At 64.2% G+C, this 23,815-nt stretch carries 21 protein-coding genes and 4 pseudogenes; 7 read left to right on the plus strand and 18 right to left on the minus strand.

Features of this window, described 5'->3' with window-relative positions; translation table 11 throughout:
* The first annotated feature begins 149 nt into the window (after positions 1–149).
* Positions 150–1,364 (plus strand): MFS transporter, encoded by a 1,215-nt coding sequence (locus ACVDG8_RS24515; protein ID WP_447257019.1) that lies wholly within the window; start codon positions 150–152, stop codon positions 1,362–1,364.
* An 86-nt stretch (positions 1,365–1,450) separates the two neighbouring features.
* Here ACVDG8_RS24515 and ACVDG8_RS24520 read toward each other — a convergent pair whose 3' ends face one another.
* Positions 1,451–1,798 (minus strand): GFA family protein, encoded by a 348-nt coding sequence (locus ACVDG8_RS24520; protein ID WP_447257020.1) that lies wholly within the window; start codon positions 1,796–1,798, stop codon positions 1,451–1,453.
* Between the two features lie 171 nt (positions 1,799–1,969).
* Here ACVDG8_RS24520 and ACVDG8_RS24525 point away from each other — a divergent pair, with 171 nt between their 5' ends.
* Positions 1,970–3,265 (plus strand): amidase, encoded by a 1,296-nt coding sequence (locus tag ACVDG8_RS24525; RefSeq protein WP_447257021.1) that lies wholly within the window; start codon positions 1,970–1,972, stop codon positions 3,263–3,265.
* A gap of 32 nt (positions 3,266–3,297) precedes the next feature.
* Here ACVDG8_RS24525 and ACVDG8_RS24530 read toward each other — a convergent pair whose 3' ends face one another.
* Genes ACVDG8_RS24530 through ACVDG8_RS24550 form a run of 5 tightly spaced genes read right to left on the minus strand, consistent with a single transcriptional unit; the run spans position 3,298 to position 7,549 of the window.
* Positions 3,298–3,687, minus strand: a complete 390-nt coding sequence (locus ACVDG8_RS24530; RefSeq protein ID WP_447257022.1) for a hypothetical protein — start codon at positions 3,685–3,687, stop codon at positions 3,298–3,300.
* A 46-nt stretch (positions 3,688–3,733) separates the two neighbouring features.
* Positions 3,734–4,711: a hydroxyacid dehydrogenase gene (locus ACVDG8_RS24535; protein ID WP_447257023.1), complete on the minus strand. Its 978-nt coding sequence runs from the start codon at positions 4,709–4,711 to the stop codon at positions 3,734–3,736.
* A gap of 5 nt (positions 4,712–4,716) precedes the next feature.
* Positions 4,717–5,433 carry a FadR/GntR family transcriptional regulator gene (locus ACVDG8_RS24540; protein ID WP_447257024.1) on the minus strand — a complete coding sequence of 239 codons (717 nt, stop codon included), beginning with the start codon at positions 5,431–5,433 and terminating at the stop codon, positions 4,717–4,719.
* 2 nt (positions 5,434–5,435) lie between these two features.
* On the minus strand, positions 5,436–6,605 hold the full coding sequence (locus tag ACVDG8_RS24545) for a mandelate racemase/muconate lactonizing enzyme family protein (RefSeq protein ID WP_447257025.1): 1,170 nt from the start codon (positions 6,603–6,605) through the stop codon (positions 5,436–5,438).
* Positions 6,606–6,661: 56 nt separating this feature from the next.
* A complete protein-coding gene (locus ACVDG8_RS24550) occupies positions 6,662–7,549 on the minus strand; it encodes a sugar phosphate isomerase/epimerase family protein (RefSeq protein ID WP_447257026.1) in 888 nt (295 codons plus the stop codon).
* A 400-nt stretch (positions 7,550–7,949) separates the two neighbouring features.
* Between ACVDG8_RS24550 and ACVDG8_RS24555 the strand changes: the two are divergent.
* The 3 genes and pseudogenes from ACVDG8_RS24555 to ACVDG8_RS24565 all read left to right on the plus strand — a co-directional run bounded on the left by ACVDG8_RS24555 (position 7,950) and on the right by ACVDG8_RS24565 (position 11,406).
* Positions 7,950–9,004, plus strand: a pseudogene (locus ACVDG8_RS24555) (sugar phosphate isomerase/epimerase family protein).
* 147 nt (positions 9,005–9,151) lie between these two features.
* On the plus strand, positions 9,152–10,339 hold the full coding sequence (locus ACVDG8_RS24560; RefSeq protein ID WP_447257028.1) for a Gfo/Idh/MocA family protein: 1,188 nt from the start codon (positions 9,152–9,154) through the stop codon (positions 10,337–10,339).
* Positions 10,340–10,555: 216 nt separating this feature from the next.
* Positions 10,556–11,406 (plus strand): annotated as a pseudogene (locus ACVDG8_RS24565) (sugar phosphate isomerase/epimerase family protein).
* A 360-nt stretch (positions 11,407–11,766) separates the two neighbouring features.
* Here the strand turns inward: ACVDG8_RS24565 and phnE (ACVDG8_RS24570) are convergent.
* From phnE (ACVDG8_RS24570) to ACVDG8_RS24610, 9 genes and pseudogenes are all read right to left on the minus strand, one after another.
* The gene (gene phnE, locus ACVDG8_RS24570; protein WP_455707249.1) at positions 11,767–13,125 is read right to left on the minus strand and encodes a phosphonate ABC transporter, permease protein PhnE; all 1,359 of its coding nucleotides are present in this window, start codon (positions 13,123–13,125) and stop codon (positions 11,767–11,769) included.
* A gap of 70 nt (positions 13,126–13,195) precedes the next feature.
* Entirely contained in the window at positions 13,196–14,155 is a 960-nt protein-coding gene (gene phnE / locus ACVDG8_RS24575) for a phosphonate ABC transporter, permease protein PhnE (RefSeq protein WP_447257031.1), read from the minus strand.
* Between the two features lie 56 nt (positions 14,156–14,211).
* Complete coding sequence (phnD, locus tag ACVDG8_RS24580) at positions 14,212–15,120, minus strand: phosphonate ABC transporter substrate-binding protein (RefSeq protein WP_447257032.1); 909 nt, start codon at positions 15,118–15,120, stop codon at positions 14,212–14,214.
* A 146-nt stretch (positions 15,121–15,266) separates the two neighbouring features.
* Positions 15,267–16,123, minus strand: a pseudogene (gene phnC / locus ACVDG8_RS24585) (phosphonate ABC transporter ATP-binding protein).
* Between the two features lie 133 nt (positions 16,124–16,256).
* A pseudogene (locus ACVDG8_RS24590) lies at positions 16,257–16,966 on the minus strand (DUF1868 domain-containing protein).
* Between the two features lie 65 nt (positions 16,967–17,031).
* Positions 17,032–17,649 (minus strand): DapH/DapD/GlmU-related protein, encoded by a 618-nt coding sequence (locus ACVDG8_RS24595; RefSeq protein WP_447257033.1) that lies wholly within the window; start codon positions 17,647–17,649, stop codon positions 17,032–17,034.
* Positions 17,646–18,353, minus strand: a complete 708-nt coding sequence (gene phnL / locus ACVDG8_RS24600; RefSeq protein ID WP_447257034.1) for a phosphonate C-P lyase system protein PhnL — start codon at positions 18,351–18,353, stop codon at positions 17,646–17,648. Before phnL ends, ACVDG8_RS24595 begins: the two co-directional genes overlap by 4 nt.
* A gap of 204 nt (positions 18,354–18,557) precedes the next feature.
* Positions 18,558–19,334: a phosphonate C-P lyase system protein PhnK gene (phnK, locus tag ACVDG8_RS24605; protein ID WP_447257035.1), complete on the minus strand. Its 777-nt coding sequence runs from the start codon at positions 19,332–19,334 to the stop codon at positions 18,558–18,560.
* Positions 19,331–20,299 carry an alpha-D-ribose 1-methylphosphonate 5-phosphate C-P-lyase PhnJ gene (locus tag ACVDG8_RS24610; RefSeq protein WP_447257036.1) on the minus strand — a complete coding sequence of 323 codons (969 nt, stop codon included), beginning with the start codon at positions 20,297–20,299 and terminating at the stop codon, positions 19,331–19,333. Before ACVDG8_RS24610 ends, phnK begins: the two co-directional genes overlap by 4 nt.
* A 59-nt stretch (positions 20,300–20,358) precedes the next feature.
* On the opposite strand from ACVDG8_RS24610, the gene ACVDG8_RS24615 reads away from it, so the two are divergent.
* Complete coding sequence (locus ACVDG8_RS24615; RefSeq protein WP_447257037.1) at positions 20,359–20,547, plus strand: hypothetical protein; 189 nt, start codon at positions 20,359–20,361, stop codon at positions 20,545–20,547.
* Between the two features lie 2 nt (positions 20,548–20,549).
* Here the strand turns inward: ACVDG8_RS24615 and ACVDG8_RS24620 are convergent, their stop codons facing one another.
* From ACVDG8_RS24620 to phnG, 3 genes are read right to left on the minus strand one after another with little or no spacing between them, the layout of a single operon-like run.
* Positions 20,550–21,665: a carbon-phosphorus lyase complex subunit PhnI gene (locus ACVDG8_RS24620; RefSeq protein ID WP_447257038.1), complete on the minus strand. Its 1,116-nt coding sequence runs from the start codon at positions 21,663–21,665 to the stop codon at positions 20,550–20,552.
* 1 nt (position 21,666) lies between these two features.
* Complete coding sequence (phnH, locus tag ACVDG8_RS24625) at positions 21,667–22,278, minus strand: phosphonate C-P lyase system protein PhnH (RefSeq protein ID WP_447257039.1); 612 nt, start codon at positions 22,276–22,278, stop codon at positions 21,667–21,669.
* Positions 22,278–22,739 (minus strand): phosphonate C-P lyase system protein PhnG, encoded by a 462-nt coding sequence (gene phnG, locus ACVDG8_RS24630; protein WP_447257040.1) that lies wholly within the window; start codon positions 22,737–22,739, stop codon positions 22,278–22,280. Before phnG ends, phnH begins: the two co-directional genes overlap by 1 nt.
* A gap of 145 nt (positions 22,740–22,884) precedes the next feature.
* On the opposite strand from phnG, the gene phnF reads away from it, so the two are divergent.
* Positions 22,885–23,628 (plus strand): phosphonate metabolism transcriptional regulator PhnF, encoded by a 744-nt coding sequence (phnF, locus tag ACVDG8_RS24635; protein WP_447257041.1) that lies wholly within the window; start codon positions 22,885–22,887, stop codon positions 23,626–23,628.
* Positions 23,629–23,815 lie beyond the last annotated feature (187 nt).

A 23,815-nucleotide genomic window follows, 5' to 3' on the forward strand; every position in this document is an offset into this window, starting at 1 on the left:
AACTCCAGGTCGTCACTCCCTATGTTGCACTGCAGCCAAATGTTGCGCCGCAACCACCCGGACTGATATTCCCGTCAAAGCCTGTAACGGGTGGGGCCGGGGCCGGTCGTTTGCTAAGTGGCGCTGCAAATCAGATCGGAGATTTTGTCATGACCGAACCCGCCACGGGCGTCCTCGATGCCGCCGTTGTCGACAATCCCGAAACAGAAGAACGATCCGAACCCGCATGGGGCGCCGTGGTCTCGCTGGCGCTTGGCGTGTTCGGTCTCGTCACCGCCGAATTCCTGCCTGCCAGCCTGCTGACGCGGCTGGCGCAGGATCTTGGCGTCAGCGAAGGCGCTGCCGGCCAGGCGGTGACGGCGACAGCGATCGTCGGCGCGATCGCGGCGCCGACCATGGCCATCGTCACCAGGCGGCTCGATCGCCGGCTGGTGATGTGGATCCTGTCGGTCCTGCTGATCGCCTCCAACCTGCTCGCCGCCTTCGCCTCCTCGCTCACCATGCTGCTTCTGGCCCGCGTCCTGCTCGGCGTCGCGTTGGGCGGCTTCTGGGCAATGTCTGCCGCCATGGCGCTGCGGCTGGTGCCGATGCGGCTGATGCCGCGCGCCATGTCGATCATCCTGACCGGCGTGTCGATCGCGACCGTCACCGCGGCGCCGGTCGGCGCTTATGTCGGCGATGTCTGGGGCTGGCGCACCGCCTTCATGATCGCGGCGGTCGTCGGCGCGCTGGCGTTGCTGGTGCAACTCGCCACGCTGCCGCGGCTGCCGCCGGCCGGCGTGGCTGGTTTCCGCACCTTGCTCGACGTGTTGAAGCGGCGCACGATCCGCGTCGCGCTTCTGGTCGTGCTGCTCGTCGCTTCCGGCCAGTTTGCCGGCTTCACCTATGTGCGGCCGTTCCTGGAGACGGTGCCGGTCATGCCGATCGAGACCATTTCGCTGGTCCTGCTTGCTTACGGTATCGGCGGCTTCTTCGGCAATTTCGCCGGCGCGTTCCTGGCCGAGCGCAATCTCAAGCTCGCCGTCGGACTGGCGCCGCTGCTGATCGCGCTGGCAGCCCTTGCCATGCTCACGCTTGGCGCTTCGCCGGCGCTGGCGGCGGCCGCCGTCGCGGCCTGGGGCTTTGCCTTCGGCGCGGTGCCGGTCGGGCTGCAGACCTGGCTGGTGCGCGCCGCGCCCGACCAGGCTGAGAGCGCCGGCGGCCTGATGGTCGCGACGTTCCAGGCGGCGATCGCGCTTGGCGCCGTGTTCGGCGGTTTGCTGGTCGACCATGCCGGCGTTGCCAGCGCCTTTGCCTACAGCGCGGTTGCCACGCTGCTTGCGGCGCTGGTGGCTTTCCTGATGGGGCCTCGGCAGGCGCAGTAGCCAAGCGGACCTGGTTGCCAAAGGACATCGGCTTGGATCCCTCAGGGGCTCCGAGCCGATTTCGTCATGCTGGCCATACGAGCGCCTCAGGCCGAGCGGCCATCGAACTCGAACACCTCGATGGCAGCGAGGTCGACATCGTCGAGGCAGTTGATGTTGATATAGGCCGAGCGTTCGGCGCCCTGGCTGACATCCTCGGCGAAAGGGTGGATGCCGCAGGTCCGGCAAAACCGATGCGCCATCTGAGCCTTGCCGAAGGTGTATCTGCCCAGATCGTCGCCCCAGGCGACGAGGTTCAATTGGTCATGCGGCACCGCCCACAGCAGCGCGCCCTTGCGCCTGCAGATCGAGCAGTTGCAGCGCACGGCCATGGCGAGCGCGCCCTCGACTTCGAACGCCACCTTGCCGCAGTGGCAGCTGCCTTTGTACAGCATCAGCATCTTCCTGTTCCTGGCAGGGTGCAAAGCCACGCTTGCCGGTTTATTCGTTTCGTCAGCGCAATCGCTGCTGCCTTTGTTTCTCGCAATTCCGGGCGGAAAACCGCTGCACACTTTTCCTGGAATTGCTTTTAAAGACGTCTCATCCTTGCGGAGTCCGACATAGACATGCAATCCGTCCGCGACCGTCTCGAAATCATCCTGTCAAATCTTGCCAATCGCGCAGCCGACGAAAAGGTCTTTACGAAGCTCTACATTGAAGCCGCGCGGGCGGCCGCCGGTGCGTCCGATGCGCGGCGCAAGGCCGGTGTGAACCTTGGACCGCTCGACGGCACGATCCTGTCGATCAAGGATTTATTCGACGTCGCAGGCGAGCCGACCACCGCCGGCTCGCTGATGCTTGCCACGGCGCCCGCCGCGACGCGGGACGCGGTGATCGTGGCAAGGCTCAGGCAAGCGGGCGTGGTGATTATCGGCAAGACCAACATGACCGAGTTCGCCTTCACCGCGATCGGCGACAATCCGCATTACGGCACGCCGGGCAATGCCAAAGATGCCAGCCTGATTCCGGGCGGATCGTCCGCCGGCGCCGGCGTTGCCGTGGGTGAAGGCACAAGCGAGATCTCCATCGGCTCCGACACCGGCGGCTCGGTGCGCATCCCGGCCTCTCTCAATGGTGTCGTCGGCTTCAAGCCGACAGCGCGGCGCGTGCCGCTGAGCGGCGCCTATCCCTTGTCGGCGACGCTGGATTCGATCGGCCCGCTTGCCCGCAACGTCGCCGTATGCGCGCTGGCCGACGCCGTCATGGCGGGCGAGGAGCCTTTGCCGCTCCAGCCGCTCTCGCTTGCCGGCCTGCGCGTCGGCATTGCGCGTGGTGTCTTGTTCAGCGAGACGCAAGCGGACGTGGCTGCTGCCTTCGAGGCCTGTATCGGCAGGATCGAGCAGGCAGGCGCCCGCGTCGTCGACCTGCCGATCGACGACCTCATCGCGGAGATGCGTCTGGCAACCAAGCGTGGCACGATCGCGTCGATGGAGGGCGCCGAGGTGCATGCCGACTGGCTGGCGGCCGGCGCGCCCGTGCCGGTCGATCCGCATGTCACCGTGCCATTGTCGCGCGCGCTGGCGGTGCCCGCTTCAGCCTATATCAAGACGATGCGCCGCCGTGGCGAACTGGTCGCCGCGATGGCGCAACGCCTGGAAGCGATCGACGTGGTGGCGCTGCCGACCGTGCCGATGGTCGCGCCGACGATCGCCGCCATGGCTGCCGATGAGGCGCTGCGCGACAAGACGGAAGGCCTTTTGTTGCGCAACACCCAGGTCGGCAATCAATTCGATCTCTGCGCGATCTCACTGCCGATGCCGGACATGACTCTGCCGGTTGGCCTGATGCTGATGGGCAAGCACGGGCATGACCGGCATCTTCTCGGCATCGCGGCGGCGGTGGAGGCCTTGCTCGGGCGTTAGACGGCGCGGCCGTTCTTGAGGGTCACCAGCCCTCAGTGCGCCGAGCAGTGGCCGCGCTCACCGTCCTTCGCCGCGCGCTCGATGCCGGTAGCGATCAGCGTCGGCAGACTGTAGTGCTTGCCATTGAAGTCGTGCGACCGGTTCTCGATCGTGCCCGTGATGACGACCTTGCCGGCATAGAGCTTGTCCGGCAGATCGAGCACCTTGTCCTGCTGCGGCAAGCCGTCGATGTCGATCCACACGCCTTTGACGATCTTGCCGGTGGCGAGATCGAGCGCGCTGTTGGAAGGGCAGGGCGCCATGACGCAGCGCAGGCCGTTGTCGCAGGGCACATAGCTGCCCTGTCCTTCCGCCCGGGCGCCAGCCGTCGCCATGCAAGCGCCGGCGATCAGGATAAGGATTTTTGCGACATGTTTGGCCATGGCGGTCAGCGTCGCCGCCAAATCGGCGAAAATTGAGGCGTGGACTTCAGCCGGCGGGAAAGCGCCGCCGGTAGTGGCCGATCACGTCCGGGTTGCGCAAATTGACGGGCAGTTCGTTGGCGAGCACCAGCAACGCCTCGCCTGCGGCGCCGACGCCCATGCGCATCATCGATTCCTCGGTGATGCCGGCCATATGCGGGGTGACGATGACGTTGTCGAAGCTGAAATAGGGGTGGCTCGGCGGCAATGGCTGCGTCGCAAAGACATCCAGTGCCGCGCCGCCGATGCGGCCTTTTCGCAGGGCTTCGATCAATGCGTCGTCATCGACCACCGGCCCGCGCGAGACGTTGATCAGCAGCGCGTTGGGTTTCATGCGGGCGATGCGTTCGCGGCTGATCAGGCCGCGCGTCTCCGGCGTCAGCGGGCAGCACAGCACGATGATGTCGCTCTGCTCGACCAGCGCGTCGATCGACAGGAAGCCGATCTTGTCCGGCGCCGGCTGCATGCTGCGTGTGGTGGCCACCACTTTGAGGTCGAAGCCATGCGCCGCGATGTGGCCGACGGCCTGGCCAACCGCGCCAAGGCCGACGATGCCGATGGTCTTGCCGGCAAGCTCGGTGTTGGAATTGGCATGCTCGCGGCCGGCGAGCCAGCCCTTGGCGCGCAGGTCACGGTCGACCTTGCGGAATTGCCGCAGCAGCGCAAGCGCGGCGAACATCACATGTTCGGCGACCGAGCGGGCGTTGACGGCCGGCACATTCGCCACCAGCACGCCTGCCGCCGTTGCTGCCTCAAGCGGGATCATGTCCAGCCCGGCGCCATGTCGGATCGCGGCGCGCAGATTGGTCGCGCCGGAAAACAGCTCCGGCGGCAGCGGCGCGCGCACGATGACGATGTCGGCGTCGCTCGCTTCCGCGGTCAGTGTCCTGGCATCGAGCGCGGAGGCGACAGCCAGCCTTGCCGCGCCTGCCAGCATGGCCGTGGCGCGTGGGTGCAGCGGGTGCGTGGAAAGTATCTTGCGCATCAGGCTCAGGCCTTTTCGAACGCCGCGCTTTTCGGCTCCATGCCGCGGCCCTCGATGATCCCCTTCCAGTAGCTCTCGGCGCCTTGCAGATGAGCGCTCATCAGCGCCTGGGCGAGGTTGCCGTCGCGGCGCAGCAGCGCCTCGTAGATCTGGATGTGCTCGGCATGCGAGCGCACCGAGCGCTCCGGGTCGTTGAAATAGATCGGCAGGCGCTGCTCGCCCATCAGGTAATAGACGCTGCAGATGTTGTGGAAGACGCCGTTCTTGGTTGCCCGCACGATCTCGAGATGGAACTCGCGATCCTCCTTGGCGAGGCCTTCGCCGGCGGCGATGCGCTGCTCGGAAGCCTTGAGGATCTCGCGCAGCCGCTCGAAATTCTCCTCCGTGGCGCGCGAGCAGGCGAGTTCGGCCGCCTTGATCTCATGGATCTTGCGCAGCTCGACGGTCTCGTAGATCTGCACCGGATCGAGCGGCAGGCCGGCGCGGGCGAACAGCGCCAACGCTTCCACGCTCGCCTGCCTGGTGTCGACATAGATGCCGGATTTGGCGCGGCGCTCGACGATGCGCATGGCTTCGAGGATCGCCAGCGCTTCGCGGATCTGGCCGCGGCTGACGCCGAAATGCTCCGCCAGCTCGCGTTCCGACGGCGTGCGGCCGGTCTCCTTGTCCGAATGGGAGAACAGATAGGCGGCGAGTTCGGCGAGAAGGTTCTTTTCTTTCATCGTCAAATGCGTTGCGCGTGCGCCTCCAGAAACCGCTCGGATATGGTGAATCCCAGCCCGGGTTTTTCGGGGATCGCTATCATACCGTCCTTTGCTTCGACAGTCTCTTGCACGAGATCGTGAATCATCGGGTTGGCGCCGAGCGAATATTCGACGATGAAGCTTGCGGGCGAAGCGGCGCAGACATGCAGCCCGGCAAAGAAGCAGGGCGCGCCGGCCCACAGATGCGGCGCCAGGCGCAGATTGAAGGCGCTGGCGATGGTGCCGATCTTGATCGCCTCGCTGATGCCGCCGCAAAAAGCCGGGTCGGGCTGGAAGATGTCGGCCGATTTCAGCACGGCCAGGTCGCGGAAGGCATAGCGCGTCGCCTCGCTTTCGCCGGTCGCGATCGGCGTCGAACCCGAGGCGCGCACCTCGGCCATGCCCGACTTGTCGTCGGCGATCACCGGTTCCTCGAACCAGGCAAGGTCGAGATCGGCGGTGAGACCGATGAAGCGCTTTGCCTCGGCGACCGTATAGGTGCCGTGCGCATCGACCATGAGATCGACATCGGGGCCGACAGCCTGCCTTGCGGCGCGCACGCGCGCGGCCGAGACATGCGGCGCGCCGTCCATGGAGCCGACGCGCATCTTCAATGCCTTGAAGCCGCCTTTGGCGATGTAGGACTTCAATTGCTCGCCGATGGCCTCAGTGGACGCCCAGCCGCCCGAGGCATAGGCCTGCATGCGCTCGACCTTGCGGCCGCCGATGAGCCGCCAGACAGGCTGCCCGAGCGACTTGCCGAGGATGTCCCACAGCGCGATGTCGACGGCGCTGATCGCCGCCACGCTGATGCCGCGCCGCGCCAATTGCGGCATGGCATGGCCGCTATGGGCCGCCGTCTCGTGCCGCACGCCGTTGTAGAGCATTTCCCAGATGACGCCGATATCGGCCGGGTCGCGGCCGATGAGCTGCGGGCCGACCTCGTGGTTGAGCATATGGACGAGCGCGCCATAGCTGCCGGCGCTGCCGGCGGCGTTCTTGCCTTCGCCCCAGCCGACCAGGCCGTCATCGGTCTCGATGCGCAAAATGGCGGCATCGAACGTCGTCACCTGACCGAAATCGGAGCGGTGCTGTTTTGCCGCTTCGATCGGTACGCGCACCCACCAGGCCTGGACGCTTTTGATACGCATCTTTGTCCCCGGCCCCGCCGCCCGGTCAGGACGGAAGGGCTAAGTTTCAATGAGGTCTACTTGATCAGCGGCAGCAGCGTTTCGGCGGTGATGCGCATCTGGTCGGTGTAGAATTTCTCCGTCAGCACGCTGGAGCCATGATCCTGGATGAATTTGAGCTGCTCGGGCGAGATGTCGACCGGATTGCGCTCGACCATCTCGGGATAAGGTGCTGCTGGCGTGCGGTCGACAGGGGCGACGAACTCGTTGGTCAACGCGCCGTCATAGCCGACCTCCTTCAAGGTGCGCACGATCTTGGGCCAGTCGATCTGGCCAAGGCCGGCGGCGAAGCGGTTGTTGTCGGCGACATGGAAGTCATAGAGCCGCTTGCCGACCTGGCGGATCGCGTCATAGACGTTAAATTCCTCCATATGGATGTGGTAGGCGTCGAGGCAGACGCCGCATTCCGGGCTCACCGCGTCGGCAAGCGCCAGCGCCTGGGCGCCGCGGTTGAACAGGTAGGTCTCGAAGCGGTTGAGCGGCTCGACCGCGATCTTGACGCCAACCTTCTTGGCATGGGCGAAGCATTCGCGGGTGGCATCGACCACCCAGCCCCATTCCTCGGCCTCGGTGCCGTCCGGCACCACCTTGCCGACGGTCGCGGGCACAAGCGTGATGATCTCGCCGTCGAGCTCGCTCACCATGGTCAGCACGTCCTTGACATATTGGACCGAGCGCTCGCGCTGGCCCTGGTCCTTGGCGGCAAGGTTGCGCTCGCCCAGCATCAGCGTCACCGAACCCCAGCAGCGGATACCGTGCTCCTTCAACAGCGCGCGCGTTTCCTTGGTCTTGTACTGCTCGGGTTCGCCGGAAATCTCGATCGATTCGTAGCCGAATTTCTTGATGCGCTTGAGCGTCACCTCCAGTGGCTCCGCCCGCATCCAGTTGTGCGTCGAAAGATGCATGGTCTATCCTTCCCAGAATTCGCCTTGTCACGTTCACCCACGCCGCCGCCTGCGAGGCGGCCGCACGATTCCTCCCCAAGGCGTTCCCAGCATTTTTTGCGAAACTGGTTCGACCAATTGGGTCTATCGTGACCTCTAGCGTAAATTCAGCCGAACGGCAAGAAGCACGGGATGAAAGCCTGGATTTTGGCCTATATTCATGATTTAAAACGGTAAAGTGGATATGCCGTAACCGAATTGTGTAGTTGCTTAGGCTTTTCACTGGCTTGACCGGATGGCTGGATTTGGTAATACCAGAATGGCGCTGTGCTGGCACAGCTATCAAACAAACCAAACAGGCTGGCCGTCACTGCAATCGGCGCTATGCTTGGTTGCGGAAAAACGAGAGAGGGAGATGCCGATGCCGACGACGATGAAGGGTCCTGGTCTGTTTCTGGCGCAGTTCGCGGGCGATGCCGCCCCATTCAATTCGCTGGCTTCGATCACCAAATGGGCGGCCGGCCTCGGCTACAAGGGCGTGCAGATTCCGACCTGGGACGCGCGGCTGTTCGATCTCGAGAAAGCGGCGTCATCGAAGGCCTATTGCGACGAGGTGAAAGGCATCTGCGCCGAGGCCGGCGTCGAGATCACCGAATTATCGACCCATCTGCAGGGCCAGCTGGTGGCGGTGCATCCCGCCTATGATGCGCAAATGGATGGCTTCGCGCCGCCTTCGGTGCACAACAATTCCAAGGCGCGGCAGAAATGGGCTGTCGAACAGATGAAATTCGGGGCCAAGGCGTCGCGCAATCTCGGGCTGAATGCATCGGTGTCGTTCACCGGTTCGCTGGCTTTCCCTTATCTTTATCCCTTCCCGCAGCGGCCCGCCGGACTGATCGAGGAAGCCTTTGGCGAACTCGGCAAACGCTGGAAACCGATCCTCGATGTCTACGAGGACAACGGTGTCGATGTCGGCTACGAGATTCACCCTCGGAAGACGTGTTCGACGGCGCGACCTTCGAGATGTTTCTCGACGCGGTCGGCGGCCACAAGCGCTGCAACATCAACTACGATCCGTCGCACTTCCTGTTGCAGCAGCTCGACTATCTCGACTTCATCGACATCTATCACGAGCGGATCAAGGCCTTCCACGTCAAGGACGCCGAGTTCAATCCAACTGGACGTCAGGGCGTCTATTCCGGCTACCAGGGCTGGGTGAACCGCGCCGGCCGCTTCCGCTCGCTTGGCGACGGCCAGGTCGATTTCGGCGGCATCTTCTCCAAGCTCGCCCAGTACAATTACGATTCCTGGGCGGTGCTTGAATGGGAGTGCTGCCTGAAGCATCCCGAAGATGGCGCCGCCGAGGGCGCGCCCTTCATCCAGCATCACATCATCCGGGTGACGGAAAAAGCCTTCGACGATTTTGCCAGCGGCACCAGCGACAAGAAGCTGTTGCGCGCAATGATGGGACTCTGACACTTTTACCCTCCCCCTTGAAGGGAGGGTGGCCCGAAGGGCCGGGTGGGATCGGTTCATGCCGAGCCTTACGCCCGGCGACCCCACCCGATCCGCTGCGCGGATCGACCTCCCCTCGAGGGGAGGTGAACATCGAGGAGACGAAGAATGGTCGGCGCATCGAAGTCGGAAACGGGAGGCGGTCCAATCCGCTATGGCATGGTCGGCGGTGGGCAGGGCGCCTTCATCGGCGCCGTGCACCGGATCGCGGCGCGGATGGACAATGACTTCGTGCTGGTTGCGGGTGCCCTGTCGGCCAATCCCGAGCGCGCCAAGGCGTCGGCAGCCGAACTCGGGCTCGATCCTGAACGCAGCTATGGTTCCTATGCCGAGATGGCCAAGGCCGAAGCCAAGCGCCCCGACGGCATCGAAGCGGTGGCGATCGTCACGCCCAACAACGTGCATGTGCCGGCGGCCAAGGCCTTCCTCGAAGCCGGCATCCACGTCATCTGCGACAAGCCGCTGGCGACCTCGCTGGCCGAGGCAAAAAAACTCGCCGCGGTGGTCGCGAAGACCGGCAAGGTGTTTGTGCTGACGCACAACTACACCGCCTATCCGATGATCCGTCAGGCGCGCGAGATGGTCGCCAAGGGCCAGCTTGGCGACATCCGCATCGTGCAATCGGAATACCCGCAGGACTGGCTGACGGAAGACCTCGCCGCCACCGGCCAGAAGCAGGCGTCGTGGCGCTCCGACCCCAAGCAGGCGGGCGCTGGTGGCGCGCTCGGCGACATCGGCACGCATGCCTACAACCTTGCCCGTTTCGTCTCGGGGCTGGAGCTGGACTCGCTGTCGGCTGATCTCGATGCCTTCGTGCCGGGCCGCCAGCTCGACGACAACGTCAATGTCATGCTGCGCTTCAAGGCGGTCGACAAGGCGCATCCGGCCAAGGGCATGATCTGGGCAAGCCAGGTCGCGCCCGGCCACGAGAACGGTCTCAAGCTACGCATCTATGGCTCGAAGGGCGGGCTGGAATGGGTGCAGGCCGATCCGAACTATCTTTGGTACACGCCGTTCGGCCAACCCAAGCAGTTGCTGACCCGCAACGGCGCCGGCGCGCTGCCTGTCGCCGGCCGCGTCAGCCGTGTGCCGTCCGGCCATCCGGAAGGCTATCTCGAAGGCTTCGCCAACATCTACCAGGAGGCGGCGCGGGCGATCCGCGCGGCGCGCCGGAAAGGCGGCAAGCCGGGTAAGGACGTGGTGTTCCCGACGATCGCGGACGGCGTCGAAGGCATGGCCTTCATCGAGGCTTGCGTGAAGTCGTCGAAGAAAAACGGGGCGTGGACGAAGCTGTAACTGCGCGCAGGGGCGGCCGGCCCCTCACCCGGATTGCCAGCCGAATTGCAAACGCAATTCGGGGCAATCCGACCTCTCCCCGAGGGGAGAGGCGGCGGTCGGCGTGACGCCTATCTCTTCTCTCCCACGGGGAGAAGGTGGCCGCGAAGCGGCCGGATGAGGGGGAGTGTGGCCCGCCAGCGCAAGCGGCTAGCCGCGTAAGGGGGAGGAATGTCGATGAAAATCGGCATGTGCATGTTCTTATGGACGACGAGCGTCTCGAAGAAACACGAGGCACTGTTGAAAGACATCAAGGCGACCGGCTTCGACGGGGTCGAAATCCCGATCTTCGTCGGCTCGCCGGACGATTACAGGAAGCTCGGCGAGTTGCTTGACCGCATTGGGCTGGAGCGCACGGCGGTCACGGCCATGGGCGATCCGGCGATGAACCTGATCGCCCCGGATGCCGGGACGCGCAAGGCCGGCATCGACTACATGAAATGGGCGATCGACTGCAGCGCCGCGCTCGGCGCAAGGACGCTGAGCGGTCCGCTGCACTCGACGCTCGGCGCTTTCTCAGGAAACGGGCCGACGGCGGCCGAGAAAAACGCTCGGTGGCTTCGCAGTGCGCCATCGGCGACTATGCCGGCAAGAGGAGCGTCACCATCGGGCTCGAGGCGCTCAACCGTTTCGAATGTTATTTGCTCAACACGATGGCTGACCTGTCCGAGCACGTCGACGCTATCGACCGGCCGCACATCAAGGCGATGTACGACACGTTCCATGCCAACATCGAGGAAGCCGACCCGATCGGCGCCTATACGCGCAACCGCAGGAATGTCGTTCACATCCACATTTCGGAGAACGATCGCGGCGTGCCCGGGCGCGGCAACATCCCGTGGAAGGAAACTTTTTCCGCCATCCGCAAGAGTGGCTATGACGACTGGCTGACCATCGAGGCGTTCGGGCGTTCGCTGAAGGATCTGGCGGCGGCGACGAAGGTGTGGCGCGATTTTTCGGAGAGCCCGGAGGCGGTTTACCGGGAGGGGTACAGGCATATCAGGGATGGGTGGAAGAAGGCGGCGTAGGGGCCTTGATCGGGCGATAGTGACGACAAGAAGATCTGCGTCGGCGACGCTAGGCGCGAGTCGAGACGATGCTTGCGTCTGGTCCATTTCCGATTTGCGTTCGCAACGGTTGCCAGGTGGTTCCCCCACTCCGTCTCGGCTTCGCCGAGCCACCTCTCCCCCTCCGGAGGGAGAGGAAAGGGAGCTTGGTGGCGTGGGGAGAAGAAGAATGCCTCGGCCTTAGAGGACATGCCGGCTCGGACTGCCTGGCGCCTTTCCTCTACCCCGTCGATCGGGGAGAGGTGTCGAGCGCAGCTCGACGGAGTGGGGTCGACCCTTTGGCGCGGCACTATACGATGCCCGCGCTTATGGGTCACCAGGCTACCCCTGCGCAGCCTGCAGCCGATTGTAATCATGCAGCGTGCGGCTGAGCCTGCGGCGCAGGAAGTTCGAGATGTTGTCGAAGATGAAGACGACGAGCAGCGTCAACAGCACCATGTAGAAGACGTTGGCCCAGTTGGAATTGGTGCGCATCGCTTCCCATAGCTTCAGGCCGATGCCGCCGGCGCCGACGGCGCCGATGATGGTGGCGCCGCGGGTGTTCGATCTCCACTGGTAGAGCGTCTGGCTGATGAAGATGGGAATGACTTCCGGCATCACGCCGTAGCGCTGCACCAGCAAGCCGTTGGCGCCGGTCGAGGCCACGCCTTCGCGCGGCTTGTCGTCGATGTTCTCCAGCGCCTCGGAATAGACTTTGCCGAGTGTGCCGATCTCGGTGAAGAAGATGGCTGCACTGCCGGCCAGAGGCCCCGGTCCGAAGGCGCGGGTGAAGAACAGCGCCCAGATCAGCATGTCGACCGAGCGCATGAAGTCGAAGAAGCGTTTCAGCACCTGGCTGAGCAGTCCGCTCGGCCTGATGTTGCGGGCCGCGAAGAAGGCGAGCGGGAAGGCGACGATGCCGCCGAGCAACGTGCCGAGGAAGGCCATGACGATGGTCTGCAACAGCTTCGTCCAGACGTCGCCGTGCTGCCATTGGGCATTGTTCCAGATATTGTCGCCCGCCAGTGCGAGATTCGAGGTGCCCGGCTTCAATTCCGGGCCGGAGACGATCAGCGAGATCACTTCGCCGGCCGATTTGCCGAAGAAGGGCGAGCGCGTGTCGAAGACGAAATTCGCCCAGCCGAGAAAGCGCTTGCGCACCTTGACGCGGTCGACGGTGACGCGCACCTCTCCGACAAAGCCCATCTTGGCGACGACCTCGTCGTCATGAACGGTCACCCAGTCTGGCACCGGCCCGGAGACCACCGGTTTGCCGCTGGTCAGCGCCACTGGCACCGTCTGCCCATAGGCAACGATCGTCGCATAAGTCTTGTCGAAGGTGACCGATTTTGCCTGGCCGTCGATCTGCACGGTGAACGAGCCGTCGGCATTCCTGATCACCCAATCCGGATTAGGGTTGTCGCCAAGTGCCGAGAAGCGCGGATATTTCGGCGTGATCTCCGGCTGGTCGAGGCGGAATTCCGGTTGCAAATCGTAGCTGATCCATTGCGATAGGAAGAGCGGCAGACGTTCCCAATGCGACTCGCGCAGCACCTGCGGCAGGTTGAAGAACCACAAGGCATAGACGAGATAGAGGAGAGTGCCGACGAACAGCAGCAACGGACCAAAGCGCTTGTACGTCGGGCGCCGGAACACGTGCGGATGGCGTTCCTCGATCGCCTTGATGTCGTCTACGGTCATGGCCATAGGCCACCTTTTGGGTTGACCATGATCTTTTCCAAAAACCGGCTGCCACCTTTTGGGATCATGGTCAGGCGGCGCCCATCAGAAAGGCCTGTTCGCCGACAAGCTTGCGGCGCAGCCAGGCTGAGAACTGGTCGATGATGAAGATGGTGATGAACAGGAGCAGCACCAGCGCCAGCGTCTTGGCGCCGAAGCCGCGCGAGATCGAAAGCTTCAACTCTTCGCCGATGCCGCCGCCGCCGACCGCGCCGATGATGGTCGAGGCGCGCACGTTGATCTCGATCCGGAGCAGCGTGTAGGACATGAAATTGGGCAGCACTTGCGGCAGGTCGGCGAAACGCACCCGCTCGAACCAGTTGGCGCCGACCGCGCGCAGGCCCTCTTCCGACCGCATATCGATATTCTCGTTGATCTCGTAGAACAGCTTGCCGAGCGCGCCGGTCGAATGCAGGCCGATGGCGATGATGGCGGCGATGGGACCGGTCGAGACGATCGCGGCGAAGAGGCCGGCAATAACGATCTCAGGGAAGGCGCGCAGCAATTCCATGAAGCGCTTGACGAAGAGCCGCAACGCCGGATGCGGCGTCAGATTGCGGGCGGCGATGAAGGAAAACGGCACGGCAAAGACAAAGCCGATGAAGGTCGAAACCAGCGCGACATTCACCGTGGTCAGCATCAACTCGAAATATTCGGGAATGTAGAAACCACCCCAGATGTAGACGCGGCCGAGCGGGAAATTGAATTCCTGCGTGCCCTTGTCGTTGGGCGAAGCAATGTCGAACAGCGCCCGCCAGACATCGTTCCAATCCTTCGGAACCAACCAGCTCAGGAAATCGAGCAGGTGCGGCAACCGGTCGAAGAAGTGGCCGGCATTGGCTTCGTCGGCGAACCACATGCTCGACAGCATGGCGGCAAGCAGCAGGGCGACGCCAAGCACCGTATAGAAACGCCGCAGCCACGTCTGGCGTCGCCAGGCATCCGCCTGTTGCCTTGCCGCGTCGGAATGGATTGTCGCTGAGACTGTCATGATCGGAGATGCAAAAAGGGCGGCGTTTTAAAACACCGCCCTTTCCGATTTCGCCGTCAGCCGCCGATGGCTGCCTTACGGGCTTCGACGATGACGTTGTAGAATTCCGGCTTCACCGGGACGTAGCCGGTGAAATCGCCGCCTTCGACGCCTTCGAAGCAGGCCTTGTCCTTGCCCGGCAGAGCGGTGAAGAACGCGGTCAGCTTGGCGGTCATGTCGCCGCCGAGCGCGCTGCGCACGACCAGCGGGCCGTTCGGGATCAGGCCCGAGCGCCAGACCTCGACGAAGTCGTTCGGGTCGACGGCGCCCTTGGCGACTTCCTTGTGGAAGGTGCCGGAGGTGTAGCCGTTCTTGAAGTCGCCGACGCCGGAAGAATCATCCACCGCAACGTCGACCTTGCCGTCGCGCACGGCCAGCACGTTGTTCTCGTGGCCGCCGTTGAACTGGGTCGAGGCGAAGTAGGTTTCGTTGGAGGCCCCGGTGTCCTTCGGAATCTGGGTCAGCGGGATCAGATAGCCCGAGGTCGAATCCGGATCGGCATAGCCGAGCTTCTTGCCCTTGGCCGCCTTGATGTCGGTGATGCCGGAAGTCTTCAATGCCAGGCCGATCGAATAATAGCCGGTGGAGCCGTCGGTCTGCTGGGTGGTGAGGATCGGGGTAACCGCCTTCGGGTCCTTGAGATAGACGCTGGCATAGCCGGAAGCGCCGAGTTCGGCGAAGTCGAGCGTGCCGCCGAGCAGGCCCTGGATGACACCGTCATAGTCGGCGGCCGGGAACAGCGACACCTTCTCGAAGCCGAATTCGGTCTTCAGGTGGTCGGCGAGGCACTGGTAATTGCGCAGACGGTCGGTCTCGTTCTCGCCGCCGAGAATACCGACGCGGAATTCCTTGATGTCGGCGGCGTGAGCAGCGCTTGCCGCCATGGCGAGCAACGAAACGGCTCCAAAAACCATCTTCCTGAACATTTTGACTCTCTCCTGTTTTCCGGCCACGCGCCGGTGGCGTCTTGATTTTTAAGTCTCGCCTTTGACGCTGGCGGGCGATCCGGGTTGCTCGTTTTCGATGCCCAATGACGCGCCCGGACCAATCAAAAGGGTCCGAGCCCAGGACTTCAGTAGCCAGGAAAAGCTGGTTCGAGCGGTCCGGCGGATGCGATGATCTTCGGCTTGATGGTGACGCTGGTCGACGTGATCGCCTCGGAGATCTCGGCGCCGCTGGCATCGGCGCCATAGACGGTGCGCACCGCATCGCGGTCGAGGTCCTCCGGGCCACCGTCGAAGACGACCTTGCCGGCGGCCATGCCAATGATGCGCGTGCAATAGGCGCGCGCGGTGTCCAGCGTGTGCAAATTGGTGACGACGGTGATGCCTTCGCGCAGATTGATGTCGCGCAGAGAATCCATCACCACCCTGGCATTGAGCGGGTCGAGCGAAGCAATCGGTTCGTCGGCTAAAAGCACCTTCGGCTGCTGCATCATGGCGCGGGCGATCGCGACGCGCTGCTGCTGGCCGCCGGAAAGCGTGCCGGCGGGTTGCAGCGCGGTGCGGGCGATGTCGAGGCGCTCGAGTGCCGCAACCGCCTCGGCGCATTCGGTGCGCGTGAACATGCCGAGCAGGTTGGAGAATGTGGAACGGTGGTTGAGGCGCCCAAGCAGCACGTTGGTCAACACGTCGAGGCGCGGCACCAGGTTGAACTGCTGGAAGATCATGGCGCAGTCGCGCTGCCAGCGGCGCAGCGGCGAACCCTGCAGGCTGGATACCTCGGCGCCGTCAAAAAAATCGACCCTTGGCTCGGATCGATGAGACGGTTGACCATGCGCAGAAGGGTCGACTTGCCGGCGCCCGAACGACCGATGATGCCGACCATCTGGCCGCGCGGGATCGAGATGTTGATGTCGCTGACGGCCGTGTTCTTGCCAAATCGTCGGGAGACGCCGCGGATTTCGAGCGTGGCCGATGATGCTGACATACCAAAACTCCAGTCCGTCGCCGTTAGCAGGTCTGTTAACCTTCGCTAGCGCAGGCGCGTGAAGCTGGGGTGTCGGATTGATGTCAGTTTTGTTACCGCCCACAGGCGTGGGGCGGCGGCCGGCACGGAATGGTCAGCCGAGGACCAGCAATTCCTCGAAATGCTTCATGTCCTTGAAGCTGCAGAAGGCTGGCGGCTTGAGTTCGATCACTGGCGCCTGACGGCGAAACTCGCCAGACTGTCATCGAACAGCTCTTGCCATGCGGCGGCCCTGTCGTCGGCAAGACGCTTGATCTGGTAGGCGAAGGTGATGTGGAAGGTGTAGCTGTCGTGATCGGGGTGGCGATAACCGAACGGCACCGACAGCGCATCGCGCCACACACTCATGATGCGCCGGTCTTTCTCCGAAGCACCGGCAACGGTCAGCCCGGTCGGCAAGGCTTCGATGACTTCGACATTGAATGCGCCGCGGCCCTCGAAGCCCTTGAGGCGTTCCAGATAGAGGCTGGTCATGTTGTCGATGCTGGTGTCGAGCGGCACGTCCGAGGGCCAGTAAGGAAGCCGGCGGCGATATTCGATGATGCCCTGGAAGAGCGTCATGTGCAGGCTGGAGATCGGCGTGAAGGTGAGGCGATCAGCGTCGGGCATGGCGCGCATGCGCTCGCGGACTTCAAGGATTGCGGCCTCGGAAGGCGATCCCTCGACGAGGTGGGAGACGACCGTGTTGCCGGGCTCGAGCAGGAAATTGCCCGCTACGTCGTAGCGGGTTCCGAGATGCGTCGGCTGCGCCGGGTTGGTGCCTTCGAAAAATCCGGTGAGCGAGGGTCTGACGGTGTCGAGCATGGCAATCTCCTTGGGGAGATTGGCTCCTGTCGGAGTCTTGTGTCAAAGGTGTGAAAGGTGGCGGTTCAACAGCAGTGTTTTTCGAGAAAAGCCTCGGCCGACAGCTCGCGAAAATCGTCGAGCGCGGCGCGCAGCCTTGCATGGTCCCAGTCCCACCAGGCGAGCGTCTGGTAGCGTTCGGCGGTGTGACGGTCGAAGCGCTCGCGGATCGGCTTTGCCGGCACACCGCCGACGATGGTGTAGGGCGCGACATCCTTCGACACCACCGCACCCGCGCCGACCGCAGCGCCATCGCCGACGGTAACACCGGGCAGGATGGTCGAGCCGTGGCCGAGCCAGGTGTCGTGGCCGATGGTGACGCGCTTGGCGCGGCGCTGAGCGAAGAACTCGCTCTCATGCTCGGCATCGTCCCAATAGTCGGAGGCGCGATAGGTGAAATGGTGCAGCGTCGGCCGCCAGGTCGGGTGGTTGGTGGCGTTGATGCGCACGGCGGCGGCGATGTTGGAAAACTTGCCTATGGTCGTGCACCAGACCGCGCAGTCCTGCATCATGTAGGAATAGTCGCCGAGTTCGCATTCGGCCACGCGGCTGCGCTCGGCGATCTCGGTCCAGCGGCCGAGCGTCGAATTCTCGACCTGCGCCGTCGGGTGGATAAGCGGCGTTTCCGAAAGCTTCATCGTCATGCTGCGATCCTGCCCGCGGCGAAGCTGGTGACGTCGATGATACGGTCGGCGACCGCGTCGCGCACGTCGAGATCGTGGAAGATGCCGAGCAAGGCGACGCCCGCCGCCTTTTTGGCGGCGATCAGATCAACCACGACATCGCGGTTCCTGGCGTCAAGCGACGCAGTCGGCTCATCGAGCAGCAGGATCGGATGCTCGGTGATGAAGCCGCGCGCGATGTTGACGCGCTGCTGCTCGCCGCCGGAAAAGGTTGCCGGCGGCAGCGCCCAGAGTTTTTCCGGCAGGTTGAGCTGCGCAAGCAAGGTGCGAGCCTTCGTCCGCGCGATTTCCCTGGCCTCGCCGCGCTCGACCAGCGGCTCGGCGACGACATCGAGTGCGGAGACGCGCGGCACGGTGCGCAGGAACTGGCTGACATAGCCGATGGTGTGGCGGCGCACGGAAAGCACGGTGCGCGGACTGGCAGTGGCAAGGTCGATCAGACCGCCACCGTGCTGGACGATGATCTGGCCTCCGTCGACGGCGTAGTTGCCGTAGAGCATCTTCAGGATCGAGCTTTTGCCGGCGCCCGAAGGGCCGCCAAGCACGGCGCACTCGCCGGCACGGATCGAGAAGGAGACGCCCGCCACCACCGGCAGCGTGACGCCGTCGCGCAAATGCATGGTGAAGCTTTTGGCGACATCGGAAACGACGAGAGGGGTGGCCATTAGAAGGGTCTCCAATTGTCGTTCGTTGGCGGGACAGCACCCCCCTCTGCCCTGCCGGGCATCTCCCCCTCAAGGGGGAGATTGAAGCTTCTGCGCCCCGCACTTTCTCGAAAGTCGGAGACTGGCGAAGGCCGATGCGACAGCCAATCTCCCCCTTGAGGGGGAGATGGCCGGCAGGCCAGAGGGGGTGACTTGGCGCCATCGTCAAACCTGCAAGATCGAAGAAACGAGCAACTGAGTGTAGGGTGCACGTGGATCGTCGAGGACGCGGTCGGTGAGGCCGCTTTCGACGACACGGCCGTCCTTCATCACCATCATGCGCTGCGACAACAGCCGCGCCACGGCGAGATCGTGGGTGACGACGATCGCAGCCAGGCCGAGATCGGTGACCAGTCCGCGCAACAGGTCGAGCAGGCGCGCCTGCACCGAGACGTCGAGGCCGCCGGTCGGCTCGTCCATGAACACCAGGCGCGGTCCGGTGACCAGGTTGCGGGCGATCTGCAGGCGCTGGCGCATGCCGCCGGAAAAAGCGCGCGGCTCGTCGTCGATGCGGTCCTCGTCGATCTCGACGCGCGACAGCCAATCGACGGCAGTCGCGCGGATCTTGCCGTAGTGGCGGTCGCCGACCGCCATCAGCCGCTCACCGACATTGGCGCCCGCCGACACCGTCATGCGCAAGCCGTCGGCGGGGTTCTGATGGACAAACCCCCAGTCGGTGCGCATCAGGAAGCGGCGTTCGGCCTCGCTCATGCGATAAAGCTCGCGGAACTGGCCGTCGCGCATGCGGTAGCTGGCGGTGCCGGACGACGGCAGCAGCCGGGTCGACAGACAGTTGAGCAGCGTCGTCTTGCCGGAGCCGGATTCGCCGACGACGGCCAGCACTTCACCCGGCCAGAGATCGAAGGTGATGTCCTCGCAGCCGACGCGCGAGCCGTAGAATTTGGAGAGCGCGGAAACGCGCAGCAGCGGTTCGTCGGTCATTCTGCCTCCTTACCCTCCCCCTTGCGGGGAGGGTCGGCGCGCAGCGCCGGGGTGGGGGTTGAGTGAGGCGTTGATTGTTCAAGACCCCCACCCGCGCCTTCGGCGCGACCTCCCCACGAGGGGGAGGTAGGGTCGCTGCGACGCTTCTCGCAGTGATCGGTGTCCGAGCAGACGAACATGTGGCCGCCATGGTCGTCGAGAATGACCTCGTCGAGATAGACATTCTCGGCGCCGCACAGTGCGCAGGGCTGGTCGAAGGTCTGCACCTCGAAAGGGTGGTCCTCGAAGTCCAGGCTCACCACGTCGGTGAAGGGCGGCACGGCATAGATGCGCTTCTCGCGGCCGGCGCCGAACAATTGCAAAGCCGGCGAACGATGCATTTTCGGATTGTCGAATTTCGGCGTCGGCGAGGGGTCCATGACATAGCGGCTCTCGACCTTGACCGGATAGGCGTAGGTGGTGGCGATGCGGCCGTGCCTGGCGATGTCTTCGTAGAGCTTGACATGCATGAGGCCGTATTCCTCCAGCGCATGCATTTTGCGCGTTTCCGTCTCGCGCGGTTCGAGGAAGCGCAGCGGCTCGGGGATCGGCACCTGGAAGACCAGCACCTGGCCGGCGGTCAGCGGCTGTTCCGGGATGCGGTGACGCGTCTGGATGATCGAGGCCTTGGCCGTCTCGGTGGTGACGGCGACATTGGCGACCTTCTTGAAGAAGGCGCGGATCGAAACGGCGTTGGTTGTGTCGTCGGCGCCCTGGTCGATGACCTTGAGCACATCATCCGGCCCGATGATCGAAGCGGTGACCTGAACGCCGCCGGTGCCCCAGCCATAAGGCATCGGCATCTCGCGCGAGGCGAAGGGGACCTGGTAGCCGGGAATGGCGATGCCCTTCAAAATGGCGCGGCGGATCATTCGCTTGGTCTGCTCGTCGAGATAGGCGAAGTTGTAGGTGGCGATGTCGGTCATGGCGATCACACCCGCTCCGTGCTATGAATTCGGCATCCAGGACGCGGAAGCAGACCCGAATGGACTCTACCGGTTGGATGCATATTGGCGTGCTTTTGCTGGTGTTCGCCGGCGTCGCGGCCTTCGCGCTTCGGAAGATGTTTCTCCCCGCACCAAAGGATGCTCCGTGCGGAGAGACCTTCGGCGGCAGCGATCATGGCGGCGGCTCGTTCGATGGCGGCGGCGGACATTCCGGTAGCGGACACTAAGCTCATTCCGCAGCCTCCCGCTTTTCCTCGGCGGCCTTGTCCTGATGTTCCCGCGCCTCGTGTTCGGCACGCATGCGGCGCACGAGATCGAGCTCGGCCTGGAAGTCGACATAATGCGGCAGCTTCAGATGCTCGACGAAACCGGTCGCCTGGACATTGTCGGAATGCGAAATGACGAACTCCTCGTCCTGGGCAGCGGCGACAACGTCCTCGCCGAGTTCGCTGGCGCGCAACGCCCGGTCGCATAGGGCCATCGCCATCGCCTTGCGTTCGCTCTGGCCGAAGACGAGACCGTAGCCGCGCGTGAATTGCGGCGGCGCCTTGGCCGAACCCTTGAACTGGTTGACCATCTGGCATTCGGTGACGCGGATCGAGCCCAGCGGCACGGCGAAGGGCAGTTCCGGCACGTCAAGCTCGAGCTCGACCTCGCCGATGCGGACCTCGCCGACGAAAGGATGGTTGCGGGCATAGCCGCGCTGCGTCGAATAGCCGAGCGCCAGCAGGAAACCTTCGTCGCCGCGCGACAGCGCCTGCAGGCGGATGTCGCGCGCCATCGGGAATTGCAGCGGCTCGCGTGTGATGTCGCCGGGCAGGTGGTCGCGCGGCATCTCGCCATCGGCCTCGATCAGCCCTTCATGGGCAAGGATCGCGGAAACGCGCGGCATCGCCTCGGCTTCGGCCGGACGCTGGGCAGGCGCCTCGACCTCGGCGCCGGCGGCAAGCTCCGGATCGAGCAGGCGGTGCGTATAGTCGAAGGTCGGACCGAGCACCTGGCCGCCGGGCAGGTCCTTGTAGGTCGCCGAGACGCGCCGCTCGACCTGCATGGCACCGGTGTCGACCGGATTGGTGTAGCCGAAGCGCGGCAGCGTGGTGCGGTAGGCGCGCACCAGGAAGATCGCCTCGATCATGTCGCCGCGCGCCTGGACAACGGCCAAAGCCGCAAGCTCGCGGTCGTAGAGCGAGCCTTCGCTCATCACCCGGTCGACGCCGAGCGCCAGCTGCTCGACGATCTGGTCGAGACGCAGCGCCGGCACGGAGCGGTCGCCGCGACGGCGGTCGGCAAGCAGGCGGTGAGCATTGGCAATGGCGGCCTCGCCGCCTTTCACCGCGACATACATGTCAGGCCTCCATCGTCTTGATGCGGGTGGTGCGTGGCAGGCAGGCCAAACTGTCAGGCGCGGCCAGGATGATGTCGACACCGCGCGGAAAGCGCTGGTTGTTCTGCTTCCACTGTTCGACGAAATGGCGCGGCATGCCGGGCGGCGCGATCATCGAGGTCTTTTCGATGCCGGGTCCTTCGAGCAGCAGCGACGGGCCTGAAGCGAGATCGTCGACCAGAAGGATCAGCGTCGTCGAGCGATCGGGATATTCCTGCGTGCCTTGTGCAAAGCCGTCGAGCGCCGCCATCTCGGCCGGGTTGGCGACCAAAGCGAAATGCGCGTCGGCTGGCGTGTTGGCTAAAGGCGCGCCGCAGTGAAAGCCGAGCCAGGCCTTGACGGGGGCCGCCGCCTGCAACGGCGGATCGAGCCAGACCGGCGCGTCGTTGTCGCACAGCGCCAGCGCCACCGCGCCGGCGATCGCCGATAGCGGCGCGGGCGGATGCGCAAGCGCGGGCAGGGCCTGGACCGTGCCCGGGCGGGCCATGGCGTCCATGATGGCGCGGAACACGGTTTGGGCGTTGAAGACCGGCTCGGCGAAGCCGCCGTCAATCGATTGCGTGGCGATATCCATCAGTCCTCTCCGCGCACCATGGTGAAGAAATCGACTTTCGTCGCGGCCGTCTCGACGCGGTGTTTTTCGCGCGCCGCATCAAGCGCCGCGCGCAACGGCGCAACGAGCTTGGCCTGGACTGCTCCGCGCTGGGCTGGGTCCTGCCAGAGCGCATCGGCGATGGCCGCAAGCCGGGCTTTTTTCTTGTCGCGGCCGAGTGAATAGGAATGGCCGACATGTCCCGAAGGCAGGCGCACCGTGGCGCGAGTGACCGTCGCCTCGCCGACATTGAAGGGCGCGCCGCCGCCGCCGATCCGCCCGCGCACCGTCACCAGCCCGGTTTCCGGGCCGCGCAGCAATTCGGCCTCGGAGGGCAGGCCGGAGTCGTTCCACAGACGCGCGATCTCATCGGCAGCCGCATGCGCCAGCGTCGCCATCACGGCTTTCCGCTCGGCCTGCTCGCGCGCTTCCTGTCCTCGCATGGTGTAGCTCCTTGACGAGAGTAAATTTGTCTATTGATATAGACAACTATACAAATTATACTTACCTCGTAACGAGAGTCCATGACGGGTGGATGACAAAGCGCGTAAAATGCCTTTGGGGCTAAAAATCGCTTGGGGGCGCTGAATGACCGGACTGGCGAGCAGCATCGAAAGACGCAATGGCGTGTCGCTGTGGCGGCAGATCGCAGACAGGATCCTGCAGGGAATTGCGAACGGCGATTTCGCCGAGAATGCCGCGCTGCCTCCTGAGGTCGCGCTGGCCGAGCGCTATGGCGTCAACCGCCACACGGTGCGCAGCGCCATCGCGGCGCTGGTGCAGGAAGGCGTGCTCAGGGCCGAGCAAGGACGCGGCACCTTCGTTTTGTCACGCAAGCGGCTTTCCTATCCGATCGGCGCGCGCACGCGCTTCTCGACCGGCTTGCAGGGCCAGACGACCGAACGGCACATCGCGCTTTTGTCTTCTTCGATAGAGCCGGCCAGCCGGCGCATCGCCGAGGCGTTGGGCATTGCCGGGGGCGCGGCCGTGATCCGGCTGGAGACACGCGGCGAGGCCGATGGGCATCCGATCTCGCGCGCCACCACCTGGTTCGACGCCAAACGCTTCGCCGGCATCGAGAACGCCATGGCGGAGACGGGATCGATCACGGCCTCGCTCAAGCGCTTCGGCGTCAACGATTATCTGCGGCACTCGACGGTGCTGTCGGCGCGCCACGCCGATGCCGACGATCTCGCCGCGCTCGATCTGCAGCCGGGCGCCATCGTGCTGGTGACTGTCGCCGTCAACGTGACGCTCGACGGCCAGCCGATCCAGTTCGCGGAATCGCGCTTTCCGGCGGAGCGGGTGGAGCTCAAATTGTCGGCGCTGTAGGGAGTGCGGGTCTTCGAGACCGTGATTTGACTCACGCTGATATCAAATCAACTCGGTCGCGCTTACTCGTCAGCGGCTTGGTGTTTGAGAACCGCCTTCCTCCACTCCGTCTCGGCTTCGCCGAGCCACCTCTCCCCTTCCGGAGTCAGGGCAATCGCATATGAGTTTTTACGAAGAGGACCCCCAC

Source organism: Mesorhizobium sp. ORM8.1, assembly GCF_053005525.2.

Excerpts from the sequence above, each read along its gene's own strand:
- ACVDG8_RS24515 (WP_447257019.1), top strand. The coding sequence starts at position 150 with ATGACCGAACCCGCCACGGGCGTCCTCGATGCCGCCGTTGTCGACAAT.
- ACVDG8_RS24520 (WP_447257020.1), bottom strand. The coding sequence starts at position 1,798 with ATGCTGTACAAAGGCAGCTGCCACTGCGGCAAGGTGGCGTTCGAAGTC.
- ACVDG8_RS24525 (WP_447257021.1), top strand. The coding sequence starts at position 1,970 with ATGCAATCCGTCCGCGACCGTCTCGAAATCATCCTGTCAAATCTTGCC.
- ACVDG8_RS24530 (WP_447257022.1), bottom strand. The coding sequence starts at position 3,687 with ATGGCCAAACATGTCGCAAAAATCCTTATCCTGATCGCCGGCGCTTGC.
- ACVDG8_RS24535 (WP_447257023.1), bottom strand. The coding sequence starts at position 4,711 with ATGCGCAAGATACTTTCCACGCACCCGCTGCACCCACGCGCCACGGCC.
- ACVDG8_RS24540 (WP_447257024.1), bottom strand. The coding sequence starts at position 5,433 with ATGAAAGAAAAGAACCTTCTCGCCGAACTCGCCGCCTATCTGTTCTCC.
- ACVDG8_RS24545 (WP_447257025.1), bottom strand. The coding sequence starts at position 6,605 with ATGCGTATCAAAAGCGTCCAGGCCTGGTGGGTGCGCGTACCGATCGAA.
- ACVDG8_RS24550 (WP_447257026.1), bottom strand. The coding sequence starts at position 7,549 with ATGCATCTTTCGACGCACAACTGGATGCGGGCGGAGCCACTGGAGGTG.
- ACVDG8_RS24560 (WP_447257028.1), top strand. The coding sequence starts at position 9,152 with ATGGTCGGCGCATCGAAGTCGGAAACGGGAGGCGGTCCAATCCGCTAT.
- phnE (WP_455707249.1), bottom strand. The coding sequence starts at position 13,125 with ATGACCGTAGACGACATCAAGGCGATCGAGGAACGCCATCCGCACGTG.
- phnE (WP_447257031.1), bottom strand. The coding sequence starts at position 14,155 with ATGACAGTCTCAGCGACAATCCATTCCGACGCGGCAAGGCAACAGGCG.
- phnD (WP_447257032.1), bottom strand. The coding sequence starts at position 15,120 with ATGTTCAGGAAGATGGTTTTTGGAGCCGTTTCGTTGCTCGCCATGGCG.
- ACVDG8_RS24595 (WP_447257033.1), bottom strand. The coding sequence starts at position 17,649 with ATGACGATGAAGCTTTCGGAAACGCCGCTTATCCACCCGACGGCGCAG.
- phnL (WP_447257034.1), bottom strand. The coding sequence starts at position 18,353 with ATGGCCACCCCTCTCGTCGTTTCCGATGTCGCCAAAAGCTTCACCATG.
- phnK (WP_447257035.1), bottom strand. The coding sequence starts at position 19,334 with ATGACCGACGAACCGCTGCTGCGCGTTTCCGCGCTCTCCAAATTCTAC.
- ACVDG8_RS24610 (WP_447257036.1), bottom strand. The coding sequence starts at position 20,299 with ATGACCGACATCGCCACCTACAACTTCGCCTATCTCGACGAGCAGACC.
- ACVDG8_RS24615 (WP_447257037.1), top strand. The coding sequence starts at position 20,359 with ATGGACTCTACCGGTTGGATGCATATTGGCGTGCTTTTGCTGGTGTTC.
- ACVDG8_RS24620 (WP_447257038.1), bottom strand. The coding sequence starts at position 21,665 with ATGTATGTCGCGGTGAAAGGCGGCGAGGCCGCCATTGCCAATGCTCAC.
- phnH (WP_447257039.1), bottom strand. The coding sequence starts at position 22,278 with ATGGATATCGCCACGCAATCGATTGACGGCGGCTTCGCCGAGCCGGTC.
- phnG (WP_447257040.1), bottom strand. The coding sequence starts at position 22,739 with ATGCGAGGACAGGAAGCGCGCGAGCAGGCCGAGCGGAAAGCCGTGATG.
- phnF (WP_447257041.1), top strand. The coding sequence starts at position 22,885 with ATGACCGGACTGGCGAGCAGCATCGAAAGACGCAATGGCGTGTCGCTG.